Here is a 15,784-nt window from a genome sequence, read left to right as displayed (position 1 = left end):
CGCGATGCATCCCAATGATGATGACCGCACTCAGTTCATGCCGCGTCCGGGTGGCCGCGCGCCGGAATCTGCGCGAGCAGAACCGGCACCTCTGTCGATGCCGGCTGCACCGATCCTCACCGGCAAAAGTCAGGGGCTGAACCCGCTGGAAAGCGCCGCCGGCCCACTGTTGGCTCTGCTGACACGCCTGCGCAACACCATCGCCCACCCGGCGCCGGCCAGCCTGCGCGCGCAGTTACTGGCTTATCTGCGCCAGTTCGAAGAGCGCGCCGAAGCCGCCGGTGTAGCGCGCAACGAAGTGCTGCTGGCGCGTTACGCGCTGTGCACAGCACTCGATGAAGCGGTGCTGAGTACGCCGTGGGGCAGCACCAGTGATTGGGGCAAACAGAGCCTGTTGATCACCGTGCACAACGAAGCCTGGGGCGGCGAAAAGGTCTTCCAGTTGCTCGACCACTGCCTGCAAAGCCCACGGGAACGCCTGTACCTGCTGGAGCTGTTGTACTTGTGCCTGTGCCTGGGTTTCGAAGGCCGCTACCGCGTGATGAACGACGGTCGCAGCCAGTTGGAAGCGTTGCGTGAACGCACCGCTGCGGCGATTCGAAGTGCCCGTGGCGAACACGAGCGTGAGCTGTCGCCGCACTGGCGTGGCGTGACGGTGGCGCGTGATCGCCTGGCGCAATTCATGCCGCCGTGGATCGCCGTGGCCATCGGCCTGGCGCTGTTGCTGGCGTTGTTGTTTGGTTTGCGTTTGAAGCTGGCGTCGGATGCGGAGCCGGTGTTCAAGAATATTCATGCCTTGGGCGAGATCCCGGTGCAGGCCATCGACCGTCCGGTGGCGCAACCGAAAGTGATCGAGCGGCCCCGTCTGGCGGGCTTCCTTGTGGAGGACATCAAGGCCGGTCGCGTGGCCGTGGAAGATAAGGTCGACCGTTCTGTCGTCACCATTCGTGGTGATGAGCTGTTCGCGTCCGCCAGCTCCAGCATCGTCGATGACTATCAGCCGCTGATGCTGCGCATCGCCGACGCCATCCGCAAGGTCAAGGGCCAGGTGCGCGTCACCGGGCACAGCGACAACCGTCCGATTGCCACACTGCGCTTCCCGTCCAACTGGGCGCTGTCCGAAGCGCGGGCCAAGTCGGTGCTGGAGATCCTGGCGGCCAAGACCGGTCAGGCGGATCGCTTCAGCGCCGAAGGCAGAAGCGACACTACACCTGTGGCCACCAATGCCACCGCCGAAGGCCGTGCCCGTAATCGTCGGGTTGAAATCACCGTATTGGCGGAGGGCGTCGAGTGAAGGCGTTTTTGAGTTTTATGATTCGCTGGGTGATCCCGTTGCTGGGCCTGATCGCCCTGAGCCTGATCATCTGGTTTGTTGGGCCGTTGCTCGATGTGCTGGTTCCGGAAGGACGCCGCTGGGCGCTGATCGTCCTGGTGTTTGCGGTGTGGATCGCCTACCGCGTGTTTCGCATCATCCAGGCCCGACGCCAAGCTGCTGAAGTGATGCGCAGTCTGGCCGCAGAAACCCCGGCTGACCCCAACAGCGTCGCGACTGCCGAAGAGCTCAGCACCCTGCGCCAGCGCATGGACGAGGCCCTGACGCTGCTGAAAAAGGCCAAGCTTGGTGGTGATGAGCGCCGCAACCTTTACGAGCTGCCGTGGTACGTGATCATCGGCCCGCCGGGTTCGGGCAAGACCACCGCGTTGGTCAATTCCGGCCTGCATTTTCCGCTGGCCGCACAGTTGGGGGCTGGCGCAGTGCGGGGCGTCGGCGGTACGCGCAACTGCGATTGGTGGTTTACCGATCAGGCGGTATTGCTCGACACCGCTGGCCGCTACACCACCCAAGACAGCAACTCCACGGTGGATAAAGCCGCGTGGCTGGGCTTTCTTGACCTGCTGAAAAAGCAACGCTCGCGTCGGCCGATCGACGGTGCGTTCATTGCTATCAGCCTCTCGGACTTGCTGCTGGGCAGTGATGCGGAACGCGCGGCCCATGCGGCGGCGATTCGCTTGCGCATCCAGGAGCTGTACACCCAATTGGGCGTGCGTTTCCCGATCTACCTGATGTTGACCAAGCTCGACCTGGTGCCGGGGTTCATGGAGTTCTTCGACAACCTGAGTAAGGAAGACCGCGCCCAGGTGTGGGGCATGACCTTTGCCTTGGACGATGGCAAAAATAGCGACAGCCCGCTGGCGCATCTGCAAAGCGAATTCGCTGGCCTGGAACAGCGCCTCAACGAGCGCCTGGTGGAACGCCTGCAACAGGAGCGCGACCCGGCTCGGCGCGACCTGATCTACGGCTTCCCCCAGCAGTTCGGCGCATTGAAGGATTGCCTGCAAAGCTTCCTCGAAGGCGTGTTCAAACCCAATGCCTTTGAAGAGCGCGTGTTGCTGCGCGGCGTGTATTTCACCAGCGGCACCCAAGAAGGCAGCCCGATCGATCGCTTGATCGGTGCGATGGCCCAGAGCATGAACCTGGACCGCCAGCACCTGGCACGCCAGAGCGGCACTGGGCGCAGTTACTTCATCGAAAAACTCTTTAGCGCCGTGGCGTTTGCCGAGCGCGGGCTGGTGGGTGTGAATCCCAAGGTCGAGCGGCGGCGCAAGTGGATCGCGCGCGGTGTGCTCGCGGCCACCGTGGCGGTGGTGCTGGTGGTCAGCAGCCTGTGGTGGGTGAGTTACCGCGCCAACCAGGCGTATATCGCGCAGGTCGATCAGAAGGTTGCGCCGCTGGGCCAGACCGTACAAAACCTGAGCCCGGCACAGCGCGAAGTACTCGCCGTGCTGCCGTTGCTCAACGCGGTGAAGAACCTGGCGGGTGATTCGCCAAGTTGGTCCGAAGGCCTGGGGCTGTATCAAGGCGATATGCTCGAAGCCGAGTCTGCCAGCGTCTACCGCAAGCTGTTGATCGCCGTGTTCGCGCCACGCCTGGTGACGCGCATCGAAGAGCAGTTGCACGGTGGCGGTAATTCCGACTTCCTCTACGAAGGTCTCAAGGCCTACCTGATGCTCGCCGACAGCGAGCATTACGACCCGGACTTCATCAAGGCGTGGATCGCGCTGGACTGGGACCGCAACCTGCCACGCGACCTACCGGCCGATCAGCGCCAGGCGTTGACCGGGCACTTGCAGGCGCTGTTCGAGCGCCATCCGCCAAGTGCGCGTCTCGACCCACGGCTGATCGATGACCTGCGTCGTCAACTGCAACAACTGCCGGTGGCCCAGCGCGTCTATGACCGGGTCAAGCGCCAGAAACTGCCCGAAGGTATTGCGGACTTCCGCATCAACGAGGCCGCCGGGCGTGACGCTGCGCTGGTGTTCAGCCGCAAAAGTGGCAAGCCGTTGGGTGAGCCGTTGAGCGGCTTCTTCACCGCCAAAGGTTATCGCCAGGCGTTCCTGCTGAGCAGCCTGAACCAGACCGGCACGCTTGCCGAAGAGCAATGGGTATTGGGCCGTGAACAAGCTGACCAACAGAACGTGATCAGCCTGGCCGGGGATGTGCGCCGCTTGTACTTCCAGGATTACCAGCGCCAGTGGGATGCGTTACTGGCGGATATCGACTTTGTGCCGATCACCAGCGTGGCCCAGGCCGCCGATGTGCTGCGGGTGATTTCCGGCCCGACCTCGCCGCTGAAAAAACTGCTGGTGGCGGTGGCCAAGGAAACCGATCTGCAAGCTGAAGAACGCCAGCTGGCCGTCAAAGGTGTGCCGGTGGAAGGGGGGGTCGATAAGCTCAAGGAGCGTTTGGGCAACCTGCTCGGCCAGGAGCAACAGACGGCCAACAAGCCGGAGGCGGCGGATGATCCGGTGACCGCGCACTTTGCCGAACTCAATAGCATCGTCAGCAAGAATGAAGGCGAACCGGCCGCCATCGACGGCCTGCTGTCGGACATGAATGCGCTGTATGTGCAGGTCAGCGCCATGGTTGGCGCCAGTGGCGACGCCTTGCTCGGCGAGGCGAAGAACCAGGCGTCTGCTGCGGCGACGCGGGTCAGTTTGAATGCCGAACGCCAGCCGCCGCTGGTGCAGGGTATGGTCAAGTCGGTGGTCAACTCCACCACCAACACCATGATGGGTGGAGTACGTAACCAACTGAACGCGGCGTGGGTCAGCGAAGTGGTCAACGTGTATCGCCAGTCACTGGCCGGGCGTTACCCGATGTCGCCGGGCAGTGCGCGGGACGCCACTCTGGATGACTTCGGTCAGTTCTTCGGGGTGGGCGGGGTGATGGACAACTACTTCCGCAAATACCTGCAGCCTTATGTGGATACCTCCACACCGACCTGGCGCTGGCAGCCGGGCGCGGCGCAGAAGCTCGGGATTGCGCCGGGCGTGCTGCAAACCTTCCAGCGCGCGGCGGCGATTCGTGATGCGTTCTTCCGCGCAGGCGGCACTCAGCCCATCGTGCGTTTCGAGCTCAAGCCGGTGGCGATGGACGCGACGATTACCCAGTTCCTGCTCGACCTCGACGGCCAGCAATTGAGCTACGACCACGGTCCAAGCCGCCCGGTGGCGATGCAATGGCCGAACCCCGGCAGCATTGGCGTGGTGCGAATTTCCATCATGCCGCCGTCGGCCACCGGCCGCTCGGGTGTAACCCTGGACGGCCCGTGGGCCTGGTTCCGCTTGTTGGAGCAATCAGACCTGACCGCGGGTAACTCGCCGGACCGTTTCAACCTGCGTCTGCGGGTCGATGGCGCGAGTATCGCCTACGAGTTGCGTGCCAACAGCGCCTTCAACCCGTTCAAGAGCCGCGTGCTCAGCGGCTTTAGTCTGCCGGAGCGGTTATGACCACGCCGGGTTTCTACGGCAAGTTGGCCAGCCGCGGTGACTTTGTCAGCCGCGCCTTGCCCCAGAGTTTTATCGGCCCGTGGGACAGCTGGCTGGCGGCGGGTTTGCTTGCCAGCCAAAACAGCCTGGGCGCTGGCTGGCTCAACGTGTACTTGGTCAGCCCGTTGTGGCGTTTTGTGCTGGCGCCAGGTGTGTGCGGGCCGGACGCAGCGGCGGGCGTGGTGATGCCGAGCATTGATCGGGTAGGGCGCTATTTCCCGCTGGCGGTGGTCACGTTGCTGGATCACGACACCAATCCCGCGTCGCTGGTCGGCGGGCCGGACACCTGGTTCGAGCAGGCTGAAGAGCTGTTGCTCAGCACCCTGGATGCGGGCGCGACCTTTGAAAGTTTCAACGATGGCCTCGACAACCTGGGCATCCCGGCCAGTGAGCTGCGTGCGGTGGACAGCCGTTTTGCAGGTTTGCAACGGGTGGCTGCCACCGTGCCTCACACTCGAATGACCGCACTCGCCGAACAGGCCTGTGAAGGCGCCAGCCTATGGTGGGGCCGTGGTTCTGAACGTATTTCCCCCGGTTTATTGCGGTGTCAGGGTTTGCCTGCCGTCAGCGATTTTGCGCAGTTTTTGCTCGGACAAGAAGGTGTGGTGTAGATGGGGTCGACGTTCAAATCCGCGAGCAAAAGCCATGTCGGCATGGTCCGCCAAGTCAATGAAGATGCGTGCCTGGACTTGCCGGAGAACCGCCTGTGGGTGGTGGCCGACGGCATGGGTGGGCATGCGGCGGGGGACTACGTCAGCAGCCTGATCGTCGACAGCCTGCGCTGTGTGCCGCTGGGTCGTTCTCTTGATGAATACTCGGCTGCGCTGCGCAATGACCTGATCCGCATCAACGCAGCCGTGCGTGAAGAAACCACTCACCGTGGCGTGAGCATGATGGGCAGCACCGTGGTGGTGTTCGCCGCACGCGGCTTGCGCGGTGTGTGCTTGTGGGCTGGAGACAGTCGTTTGTACCGCCTGCGCGGCGGCGTGCTGGAGAGCATTTCCCGTGATCACAGCTACGTGCAGGACCTGCAAGACAGCGGCCTGCTCAGCGAAGCCGATGCCCGCGTGCACCCACGCGCCAATATCGTTACCCGTGCGATTGGCGTGGAGGCCCAGTTGGAACTGTCAGTGGTCGACCTGCTGATCGCTCCTGGCGACAGCTACCTGCTGTGCAGCGATGGCCTGAACAAAACCGTCGAGGATCATGAAATCCGTGAAGTGCTCAGCCATGACACACCGGATGAAATCGTGCGCAGCCTGGTGCACCTGGGGCTTAGCCGGGGCGCGCCGGACAACATCACTGCCATTGTTGTGAAGGTTTCACCATGAACATTGTGATTCCGGGTTATGACATCGAAGGCGAGATTGGCGAAGGCGCCATGGCCAGCGTGTACCTGGCGACCCAGCGCTCGCTGGAGCGCAAAGTAGCGTTGAAGGTGATGGCCGCGGCGTTGGCGGCTGACCCGAGTTTCTGCGAGCGCTTCCTGCGCGAAGGCAAGACCCTGGCGCGCTTGTCGCACCCGCACACGGTGACTATCCATGACATCGGCAATGTCGGTGAGCTGTATTACATGGCCATGGAGTACCTGCCCAATGGCACGCTCAAGGAGCGTATCGCTGGCGGCCTGACACCGGAACAGGGCTTGACGTATATCCGTCAGATTGCTTCGGCGCTCGGGTATGCCCACGCTCAAGGCCTGGTGCACCGTGACGTCAAACCGGCCAACATTTTGTTCCGCGCCGACGGTACGGCGGTGTTGTCGGACTTCGGCATCGCCAAGTCGCTGGATGATCGCACCCAATTCACCCAGGCCGGTTTTGCCGTGGGTACGCCGAGTTACATGAGCCCGGAACAGGCGCGCGGCCAGGAGATTGATGGCCGCGCGGACCTCTACGCATTGGGCGTAGTGCTGTACGAAATGCTGGTTGGCAAGCTGCCTTACACCGGCACCGATGCGCTTTCCACGGCGCTGGCGCACCTGACCGAACCGCTGCCGGAGTTGCCGGTGCACCACGGGCGTTATCAGGATGTGCTGCGCAAACTATTGGCCAAGGACCCGGCGGAGCGTTTCCCGGATGCTGCGGCGTTGCTGCGGGCGTTGGACCAACTGCCAGTGGATTCGCTGGAAGCCACGTTGGTGCGGCGGCTGCCGATTCCGGTGAATTTTGATTTGGGGGGCATCACGCCGGAATCGATTGAGATTCCGACCGATAAACCTCAGCCGGTACGCCAACCGGTAGTGACGCCGGTGCAGCACAGCGAACAGCGCCGTGGGCCGGTGTTGGCCTTGGCGGCTGTTGCGGTGGCGGTTGCACTGGCCATCGGCGGCGCGAGCTACTGGTGGTTGAGCAGCGATGCGCCGGCGAAACCGCCTGCGGCCGTGGTGCCTAAAACACCACCGATGCCGACGTCATCGCCGCCCGAGCAGAAACCGGTGGTGGCTGATGCGGACGGCGGTCAGCGGCCTTTGCTGATGGCCGGTAAGAAAACCCTTTTCCAGCGCGTGCTGAGCAAGCCGGGCGCCAAGCTATCCAGCGATGCGGGCAGCGCCCCAGGCAAGGCCCTGCCGGCGTTTTCCGTGCTCTACGTTTACCAACGCAAAGACGTCGACGGCAGCCCTTGGGTGCGCGTCGGCACCGCCACCGATGGCCGCAGTGACGGTTGGCTGCCCGCAGCCCAAGTCAGCGACTGGAAGCAAAGCCTGGTACTCAAATTCACCGAGCGTTCGGGTCGGGCGCCGGTGATGTTCCTGCGCCAATCCAGCGAGGTGGAAAAGTTGCTGGCCGATCCTGCCGCCGCCAAGAGCGTGTTGGCCAAGGCGCAGAAAAACAGCGAAGACAACGGCCAGGTCCTGGCCCTGGAGCCGGCCGCCAGCGCGGTGCCGCAAAACCAGTTTTACCTGCTGCCGATTTTCGATTCCAAAGAGAGCTTCGACGAAAACGGCCAGCCGGTGCAGTTGCTGAATGTCGCCTCCATCGACCCGGGCAGCAACGCCGCCAAGTCGGTTGCGCCAGCGGCCAGCACCGACGCCTTCCGTACCGCTGTGGTTCTGGTGGTGGACACCACGGTGTCGATGCAGCCCTACATCGACCAAGTCCGTGACGTGGTGCATGAGCTGCAAGCGCGTATTGCCGAGCGCGGCGAGTTGGACAGCGTCAGCTTCGGCCTGGTGGGTTTTCGCAACAGCATCAAGAAAACCCCCGGCCTTGAGTATGTCGCCAAGACCCTGATCACCCTGGACCAAGGTCGCGACCCGCAACGTTTCCTCGATATGGCGCGCCAGGTCAAAGCCTCCACTGTGTCCAGCCACTCCTTCAACGAAGATGCGTTTGCCGGGGTGATGCAGGCGGTGGACGGCATGGATTGGTCCGGCTACGGCGGGCGCATTATTCTGCTGGTCACCGATGCCGGTGCGCTGCGCAAGAACGATCCGTTCGCCACCACCCAGATGAACGAAGCCGAAGTGCGCCAGGCCGCGTTGGGCAAGCAGATCAAGATCTACGCCCTGCACCTGCGCACCGACGCGGGCAAGAAGACCCACGCCGGCGCCGAAAGCCAGTACCGCATCCTCACCGCCGACGCCAACCCGCAGATCGGCGACCTCTACACGCCGGTGCCGGGCGGCGATGTGCACAAGCTGGGTGAGCGTGTCGATGAGATCGGCACGGTGTTCGCCAACCTCGTCCATCAGGTGCGCAGCAACACGCCGCAGCCGGTGCCGATGCTGAGTGCCGCGCCAAGCCTGGCGGATAAATCCGCGGCGGTCGGCTACGCCATGCACATGGACTTCCTTGGCCGCAAAACCGCGAGCCAGGCGCCGCAATTGGTCAGCGCCTGGACGGCCGACCGCGACCTCACTAACCCGGCGCTGCCCGCGTTCCAGGTGTGCGTGATGCTGACCAAGTTGCAGCTCAACGACCTGCAGCAATCGCTGAAACTGATCGTCGATGCCGCGCGCAAAACCCAGACCTCTCCCAAGGATTTCTTCCAGGAAATCGCCAGCGCCTCGGCCTATATGAGCCGCGACCCGCAGGCCTTGCGCAAGGGCGGCAATCTGGCCGACGGCGGTATTCTCGGCGAGTACCTGGAAGGCCTGCCGTACCGCAGCAAGTCCCTGAACATGACCCAGGATTTGTGGTTGTCGTTGAGCGTCGCCGAGCAGGAAGATTTTATCGACGAGCTGGACTCGAAAATCCGCCTCTATGAAACCTTCCACAATGACGTGGCGAACTGGGTCCGTTTCGGCGATGCCGAACCGGGTGATGCGTTGTACCGCGTGCCGTTGTCGACGCTGCCGTAATGCTGAACCTGAGCGCGGTGCACAAGAGCCGGGGCGTCGGAAGCCAGCGCTATAGCCTGGTGATTCCGGCGCTGGCGCTGCATGCGGGCGAGCAATTGGCGATTGTCGGGCCAAGCGGCTGCGGCAAAAGCACGCTGCTGGATTTGTTGGCGCTGGTGTTGGCGCCGGATCAGGTTGGGCAGTTTGAATTCAATCAGCAGGACATCGGGGGCCTGTGGCGGGCCGATCAGCAATCCAGCTTGGCCGCGTTGCGTAGCCAGCACCTGGGTTATGTGTTGCAAACCGGTGGGTTGCTGGGCTTTCTGGATGTGCGCAGCAATATCGCCTTGTCCCGGCAACTGCTGGGCTTGAGGGATGACGGCAGCGTGATGCGGCTGGCCGAACAATTGGAAATCAGCGATCAGTTGGCCAAGAAGCCGGCCGCGTTGTCGGTGGGCCAACGCCAGCGTGTCAGTTGTGCCCGCGCCCTGGCCCATGCCCCGCAGTTGGTATTGGCGGATGAGCCGACCGCTTCACTTGATCCGCTTAACGCTGAGCGTGTGATGCAGGCACTGCTGGCCCAGGCCCGCGAATACCGCGCGGCCTGTGTGATCGCCACCCATGACGAACCGCTGGCGCGCGCCAGTGGCTTGCAGGTGCGGCGCATCAGCTGCCGTCGCGACACCGACGGTGGCGTCACGGCGACCCTCGGGGAGGTGTGCTGATGCGCATCGGTTTGGTGGCGTCCCTGGCCTGGCAGGATTACCGCAACGACGCCTGGCTGTCGGCGTGTTCAGTACTGGCGCTAGTGGCGGTGATCGCGCCGCTGCTGGTGTTATTCGGCCTGAAGTTTGGACTGGTTAACAGTTTGACCGAACGTTTGGAGAGCGACCCCACAACCCGTGAAATTATTCCGTTGGGCGGTGGTCGATTTAGCAGTGGATTTATCGAGCAGCTTGGCCTGCGTAGCGATGTAGCGTTTGCAGTACCGCGCACGCGGCAGATTGCCGCCACGGCGCAGGTCGGCACGCTGACCTTGGAGATGCTGCCGACCGCGTCGGGTGACCCGTTGCTGAGTGGTTTGCCGATGCCCAAGGGTTTGGACCAGATTGTGCTGAGCCACACCGCCGCCGAAAAGCTTGCGGCAAGGCCGGGAGATTGGTTGGAAACCAGTTTTGCGCGTCAGGTAGCAGGGCGCGTCGAAGCCCAGCGCACGCGATTGCAGGTGTTGGCGGTATTGCCGTTGGAAGCCTTTGCGCGTGACGGGTTGTTTGCCGATTTGGGCCTGCTGGAAGCGGCGGAAGATTACCGTGATGGCCGCGCAGTGCCGACGTTGGGTTGGGACGGTGAAGCGGTCGGTGTGAGTGAACAGCGTGTGTACCCGGCGTTTCGCCTGTATGCCCGCAACCTCACTGATGTGGAACCGCTGCGGGTGTATTTCGCCGGGCAGAATGTGTTGGTGTCGACCCAGGCGTTGAGCATCGCCCAGGTGCAGTCGTTGAGCCGCAACCTGTCGATCGTGTTCTGGATCATCGCCGGGCTGGCTTTAGCGGGGGCATTTGCGGCGATCTTCGCCGGGGCCTTGGCCGCTGTGGCGCGCAAGCGCCGGGAATTGTCGGTGTTGCGCCTGTTGGGCTTTCCCACCGGCGGGCTGTTGCTGTTTGTGGTGGTGCAGGCGCTCTACAGCGCGGGCATCGCCGCCTTACTCAGTGCCGGGCTGTATGGCTTGGCCGAGGCGGGTTTGAATCAATTATTTGTGCAGGTGGCCGGCGAGTACGCCAGCCATCTGCTGGCGCGTCACTACGGCCTGGCCTTGGTTGCAATCCTCGGCGTCAGCGCCGTGGCGGCGGCTTGTGGTGGTTGGCGTGTGGCGCGTATCCAGGCTTCTGAAGGAATCAGAGATGTATAAGTTACTGGGCGCCTGTGTAGCGCTGAGCCTGGCCTCGATGGCCTGGGCCGACGAGGCGAGCGACAAACTCGACAACCCCAAACCGTTGCCCGGCGATGTGAGCCTGCCGTTGCCGTGCGAAGGCAACATGGTGTTCCGCTACGCCTACGTGTTGGCCCAGGGCACCCTGGATGACCGCGAGATCAGCCTTGGCTACCCGTTCGCGGAAGGCGAGGCGGGCTATCAGCAGTCGTTTATTTCCGGTTACCGCCGCGACTTTATCAACGGCCAGTTCACCCTCAAGGACTTGCCCAAAGACTGGAACAAAGTCATCGCGCCGTTGATGCCGAAGACCGACGCCAAAACCCCGCTCAAGCCGATGCTGTACTTCATCGGCAAGTACGAAGTGACCGCGCGCCAATATGCCCAGGTGATGTCCCAGGCGCAGTCGTTGGCCAGCGGCGAGCCGGCCCCGGCGTGCGATGCGCCGACTGGGATGGCCGCGCGTTTGCCCAAGGTGAAACTGTCGCGCTTTGAAGCCGAGCGCTTCTCGGCGGTGTACAGCGCCTGGCTGATGAAATACCACCGCGACTTGCTGCCGGTCAGCGGTCGTGGCTCTTCGGCGGAGGACGGTGGCCTGGGCTTTGTGCGCTTGCCCACTGAAGTGGAGTGGGAGTACGCCGCGCGCGGCGGCCAGGCGGTGAGCCGCCAGGAGCTGGAAGGGCGCCTGTTTCCCCGACGTGTCGAAGGCAGTGACAGCGACGGCCCGCTGTCGGATTACGCGGTGTTCAACCAAGTCGCCGGCGGCACCGGCCAGGCTGCACGCCTGATGCCCATCGGCACTAAGCTGCCCAACCCGATCGGCATGTTCGACGTGATCGGTAACGCGGCGGAAATGGTCCAGGAATCTTTCCAACTGGTGCACGCCGGGCGTCGCCAAGGCGCCTACGGCGGCTTCGTGGTCAAGGGCGGCAACTACCTGGAAGGCGAGGGCACGCTGTTTACCGGCATGCGCCGCGAGTACCCGCTGTTTGCAGCCGATGGCACCGAGCAAAGCAATGAAACCACCGGCTTTCGCGTGGCGATTGGCGCGTTGTCGGCGCCGCGTTCGCGTTACAAGGAGCTGTTTGCGCAGTGGCAGAAAGAAGGTCGCCTGGCCTCGCTGACCGACGCCATCGACGACGCCCAGGACCCGACCAAGCGCCTGGACAGCATCATCGCCACCAGCGTCGACCCAAAGCTGCAGGCCGAGCTGGGGCTGGTCAACGAAGAGCTCAAGCGCAACGTCTCGCTGATCGCCCAGCAACGTGAAGAAGCGGCGGGCAACCTGATTCAGTCGGCCGCCCTGGTAGCCGAGACCATCAGTAACTACAACATCCGCCTGACCAACCTGCAGAAGAGTCGCCAGCAGGCCTTGGACAACAAGGACGAGGCCAGCGCGCAGCTGTTTGCCACGGCCATCGACAATGGACGCAGCGCCCTCGACGGCGCGGTGGCGATCTATATCGACAACTTGGCCACCGGCACGCGCTACACCGATGCGGTTATCCAGGCGCAGTTTCAACGGATCAAGGAAGAGTTGGATCGCAAGCCAGTGCTCGGCAAGAGCCTGGTGACGCGCGCGACACTGTTCGTTCGTCATGTCGGCGACTACCGCAAGCAACAGCGGGCCGACCCGGCGACGATATTGAAGGAATTGCTCGCAGCGAGCGGTCAGCGGTCTTGATCGTTGGTTGTATGGCGAGCTTGGAAGGGACTCAGGCGGCGGTGGGCCGTGCTGGGCAAGTCAAACTTAAAAGAGAACACACCTATGCTTTTTTCCCGTAAGGCGGTTTCCAAGCGTCACTTGCTGCTGATCGCGGCCGGTTTCAGCACTGTGCTGACCGGTTGCGCCACGTCGCCGACCTCCAAGGTCGCGTCGAGCACCAAGGTCGAGTACTACCCCAACTGCTACGAGCCGGTGCAGCACTTGCGTGCGACCGATTCGAACATGACCAAATCGGTTGTGACCGGCGCGGCCATCGGCGCTGCCGGCGGTGCATTGCTGGGTGCCCTGACCGGAGACTCCGACAAGCGTGGTCGTAACGCGGCGATCGGTGCTGCGGGCGGCGCCCTGGCGGGCGGCGCGGCGGGTTACTACACCGAGCGTCAGAAGCAGATCACCGATGACAACCAGCGCATCGCGTCTTACTCCACCGACTTCAACAAAAGCGCGTCCGACATCGACCGCAGCACCGCGTACGCCAAGGCGTCCCAGCAGTGCTACCAGAGCGCATTCACTCAGCTTGTGAATGACCGCAAGGCCAAGACCGTCAGCGACACCGAAGGCCGTAAGCGCCTGGCGGAAATCGTGTCGGGCCTGAAGGAATCCAATGACCTGATCGTCGCGGTCAACGGTAAAGCCAGCGAAGACCTGAACAACTACACCCAGGCCTACGAGAAAGACCTGCAACAAGTGGGCGTGCAGCGTACTGACGTGGTCACCGTGGCTCAGGCCGAGGTGGCACCTGCAGTCGTGCCCGCGAATAAGAGCAAGAAGCCGCTGAAAGTCGCGAAAAAGCCGGTGCTGCCAACCGTGCCGAAAGAAGCGGTAACCACCGAGAAGAGCATCCAGACCGTGCAGACCAAGCAAGCTGAAAGCAAGCAGGTTGCCAGCGCCGGTAAAGCGCAGATCGAAGGCACCTGCCGCGATCCAAACCTCGCCGATTGGGCGCCGGTGCCTTGCCCTAACGTTTAAGTAACATGTTGCTATAAGCGTTAAACGCCAGCCGATCTCCTGCTAAAGCGCGAGATCGGTGGCGTTCCTCCTGCAAATCGTTACACTGCTGCGGCCACTTAATAAATACACCGAGGCCGTGTGCATGAAATTTCGTCTTCTTCTGTGGGTGCTGGGCCTGATGATGGGCAAAGCCAGCCGCACCAATCCTGCCTTCCAGCAACAGTTGGGTGACAAAGACCTGGCGTTCCAGTTGCAGACCCTCGACGGCAAGGTTGCCCGTCACTTCATCGTCAAAGACCAGCGCATCACCAGCCGCTCAGGTGTTCACCCTGCGCCGGCGTTTGCGATTGCCTTTAAAGATGCCGCCTACGGCTTTGCCACGATGCAGGCGAAGAACAAGCAACTGGCGTTTATGACGGGGATTCAGGACAAGTCGATCCAGATCAAGGGCAACCCGGCGCTGGTGATCTGGTTCCAGGGGCTGACCAAGTACTTGAAGCCGAAGAAAAAGAAGTAGGGCTGAACTCAACTCGTAGCCGCTGTCGAGCCCCAGCGAGGCTGCGTCGGGCGCACCTCGGTGTTGTGCTTGACGCAATAGCAGCGGTGCGGCCCACGCAGCCTCGCTGGGGCTCGACAGCGGCTACGGGAATTACCCTTGGCTGAACTGCGAAGCCAGCTCGCGCAACAGCACTTCGGCATCCAACACCTTACCCACCACATCCTCAGCCTTGTCGCGGCTCAGCCCCAAGCGCTCAAGCAACGCATCCGGGATGGCTTCGTCCGGTCCGGAACCGATACCTCGGCTGCGCAGCAGGCGCACGGCCAGGCACACCAGGTTCGGGTACTCGGCGTATTGACCGTCGTAAGTCGGGTCGTGCTGGAAGCGCAGGGCGGTGGACAGTTCGTCCGGCATGTCCCAGTAGCGCATCAACCAGGCACCGATTTGCTCGCGGCTGATGCCCAGCAAATGCTGTTCGACATAGCTGTGGCACAGGTGCGGGTTGACCTCCAGGTGCCGGCAGATCAGCGAAAAATGCGGTGGAAACACATGGGCCAGCAGCAGATAGCCGAAGTTGTGCAGCAAGCCAGCCAGGTAAGTCAGGCCTGCTTCCGGGCGCTGTGCGCGCGGCATGGCGCGGGTCAGGCCTTCGATCACGGCGGCGGTGTAGATCGACTGGTGCCAGTACGGTGTGGACTGTTGCGGGTGGTCTTTGGGCAGGCTCAGGGTTTTGCCCAAGGCCAGACCCAGCGCCAGGTTGATCACCAGGTCAAAGCCCAGCACGCGCACGATGGCGTCCTCTACTGAGCGAATTTTGCCTGGCGACGCGTAGTACGGCGACGCAGCCCAGCTCACAACCTGGGCGGCCAGGGCCGGGTCGGTTTCCACCACGCCGGTGATGTCGTCAATGGTGGCGTTGGGGTCGACGCGCAGCTTGATGATCTTTTGCGCGGTGTCGGCCAGCGGTGGAATCTCGATGGTCGCTTCCAGGCGCTGTTGGATGCGGCGGGCGGTGAACGCCTGCATCGCCTGGGTGATTTCCTCGCGGTCATCGTTGGGGCGATCGAGGTTGGGGCGGATCTTGCTCAGCGGTTCGCCGAAGTGACCGGCGCTGGCCTTGGTGAGCATGCTCTTGAAGTCGCCGCTGGAGATTTCCAGCAGCAACCCGGCCTCGCCTGAATGCACCAGCACGCTGGGTTCGTTGAGCAGGCTGCCTTCGTACAGGCACGGTGAGCTGGTTAATGCAGGCAGGCCCGGCAGCAGGCTCAGGTCATGTTTGCTCAGCATGCGCTCGATGCGATCCGGCGACACGGCCGTGAGGCGGCGTCCGGTCAGTTCGGCCAGGCGGTTGAGGTCAAGCAGCTGGCTCTGGGGGAACAGCACCATGAGAGCGCCAACGGCATCTTCCAGCAGCACCGCCTGGACCTTTCGCGCGGGATTCAGGCCAGGTTGTTCGGCAACTTCCGTGTAGTTGATGGCGAGTTTCGCGAGCAGAGCCCGAATGACCGGCGGAGCGGTCAGTGGGGCTGTGGCGAGGGCAACTTCTGACATGGCCTGATCCAATTT

General features: G+C 62.8%; 11 protein-coding genes. 10 read left to right on the top strand and 1 reads right to left on the bottom strand.

Going from position 1 to position 15,784, the window contains the following annotated elements; genetic code table 11:
* Nucleotides 1-4: 4 nt before the first annotated feature.
* From BFL40_RS17820 to BFL40_RS17775, 10 genes are all read left to right on the top strand, one after another.
* The gene (locus tag BFL40_RS17820; RefSeq protein WP_071485212.1) at nucleotides 5-1,294 is read left to right on the top strand and encodes a DotU family type VI secretion system protein; all 1,290 of its coding nucleotides are present in this window, start codon (nucleotides 5-7) and stop codon (nucleotides 1,292-1,294) included.
* Nucleotides 1,291-4,791, top strand: coding sequence for a type VI secretion system membrane subunit TssM (gene tssM / locus BFL40_RS17815; RefSeq protein WP_071485211.1), 3,501 nt, complete (start codon nucleotides 1,291-1,293; stop codon nucleotides 4,789-4,791). The genes BFL40_RS17820 and tssM overlap by 4 nt, the downstream gene beginning before the upstream one ends.
* Nucleotides 4,788-5,441: a type VI secretion system-associated protein TagF gene (tagF, locus tag BFL40_RS17810; RefSeq protein ID WP_071485210.1), complete on the top strand. Its 654-nt coding sequence runs from the start codon at nucleotides 4,788-4,790 to the stop codon at nucleotides 5,439-5,441. Before tssM ends, tagF begins: the two co-directional genes overlap by 4 nt.
* Nucleotides 5,442-6,161 carry a PP2C family protein-serine/threonine phosphatase gene (locus tag BFL40_RS17805; RefSeq protein ID WP_071485209.1) on the top strand — a complete coding sequence of 240 codons (720 nt, stop codon included), beginning with the start codon at nucleotides 5,442-5,444 and terminating at the stop codon, nucleotides 6,159-6,161.
* Complete coding sequence (locus tag BFL40_RS17800) at nucleotides 6,158-9,133, top strand: serine/threonine-protein kinase (protein WP_071485208.1); 2,976 nt, start codon at nucleotides 6,158-6,160, stop codon at nucleotides 9,131-9,133. The genes BFL40_RS17805 and BFL40_RS17800 overlap by 4 nt, the downstream gene beginning before the upstream one ends.
* A complete protein-coding gene (locus BFL40_RS17795; protein ID WP_071485207.1) occupies nucleotides 9,133-9,837 on the top strand; it encodes an ABC transporter ATP-binding protein in 705 nt (234 codons plus the stop codon). The genes BFL40_RS17800 and BFL40_RS17795 overlap by 1 nt, the downstream gene beginning before the upstream one ends.
* Nucleotides 9,837-11,021: an ABC transporter permease family protein gene (locus tag BFL40_RS17790; protein WP_071485206.1), complete on the top strand. Its 1,185-nt coding sequence runs from the start codon at nucleotides 9,837-9,839 to the stop codon at nucleotides 11,019-11,021. The genes BFL40_RS17795 and BFL40_RS17790 overlap by 1 nt, the downstream gene beginning before the upstream one ends.
* Nucleotides 11,014-12,726, top strand: coding sequence for a formylglycine-generating enzyme family protein (locus tag BFL40_RS17785; protein ID WP_071485205.1), 1,713 nt, complete (start codon nucleotides 11,014-11,016; stop codon nucleotides 12,724-12,726). The genes BFL40_RS17790 and BFL40_RS17785 overlap by 8 nt, the downstream gene beginning before the upstream one ends.
* Nucleotides 12,727-12,810: 84 nt before the next feature.
* Nucleotides 12,811-13,737, top strand: a complete 927-nt coding sequence (tagQ, locus tag BFL40_RS17780) for a type VI secretion system-associated lipoprotein TagQ (protein WP_071485204.1) — start codon at nucleotides 12,811-12,813, stop codon at nucleotides 13,735-13,737.
* A 124-nt stretch (nucleotides 13,738-13,861) separates the two neighbouring features.
* Nucleotides 13,862-14,236 (top strand): hypothetical protein, encoded by a 375-nt coding sequence (locus tag BFL40_RS17775; protein ID WP_003195530.1) that lies wholly within the window; start codon nucleotides 13,862-13,864, stop codon nucleotides 14,234-14,236.
* 132 nt (nucleotides 14,237-14,368) lie between these two features.
* Here BFL40_RS17775 and BFL40_RS17770 read toward each other — a convergent pair whose 3' ends face one another.
* A complete protein-coding gene (locus BFL40_RS17770; RefSeq protein WP_071485203.1) occupies nucleotides 14,369-15,769 on the bottom strand; it encodes an aminoacyl-tRNA deacylase and HDOD domain-containing protein in 1,401 nt (466 codons plus the stop codon).
* Nucleotides 15,770-15,784 lie beyond the last annotated feature (15 nt).

Origin of the sequence: Pseudomonas costantinii (genome assembly GCF_001870435.1) — a bacterium.
Lineage (GTDB): Bacteria > Pseudomonadota > Gammaproteobacteria > Pseudomonadales > Pseudomonadaceae > Aquipseudomonas > Aquipseudomonas costantinii.
This window is presented reverse-complemented; position numbering and strand designations above follow the sequence as displayed.

What these genes read in the sequence shown, in the direction of transcription:
- BFL40_RS17820 (WP_071485212.1), top strand. Translation starts at nt 5, where the DNA reads ATGCATCCCAATGATGATGACCGCACTCAGTTCATGCCGCGTCCGGGT.
- tagF (WP_071485210.1), top strand. Translation starts at nt 4,788, where the DNA reads ATGACCACGCCGGGTTTCTACGGCAAGTTGGCCAGCCGCGGTGACTTT.
- BFL40_RS17805 (WP_071485209.1), top strand. Translation starts at nt 5,442, where the DNA reads ATGGGGTCGACGTTCAAATCCGCGAGCAAAAGCCATGTCGGCATGGTC.
- BFL40_RS17800 (WP_071485208.1), top strand. Translation starts at nt 6,158, where the DNA reads ATGAACATTGTGATTCCGGGTTATGACATCGAAGGCGAGATTGGCGAA.
- BFL40_RS17795 (WP_071485207.1), top strand. Translation starts at nt 9,133, where the DNA reads ATGCTGAACCTGAGCGCGGTGCACAAGAGCCGGGGCGTCGGAAGCCAG.
- BFL40_RS17790 (WP_071485206.1), top strand. Translation starts at nt 9,837, where the DNA reads ATGCGCATCGGTTTGGTGGCGTCCCTGGCCTGGCAGGATTACCGCAAC.
- BFL40_RS17785 (WP_071485205.1), top strand. Translation starts at nt 11,014, where the DNA reads ATGTATAAGTTACTGGGCGCCTGTGTAGCGCTGAGCCTGGCCTCGATG.
- tagQ (WP_071485204.1), top strand. Translation starts at nt 12,811, where the DNA reads ATGCTTTTTTCCCGTAAGGCGGTTTCCAAGCGTCACTTGCTGCTGATC.
- BFL40_RS17775 (WP_003195530.1), top strand. Translation starts at nt 13,862, where the DNA reads ATGAAATTTCGTCTTCTTCTGTGGGTGCTGGGCCTGATGATGGGCAAA.
- BFL40_RS17770 (WP_071485203.1), bottom strand. Translation starts at nt 15,769, where the DNA reads ATGTCAGAAGTTGCCCTCGCCACAGCCCCACTGACCGCTCCGCCGGTC.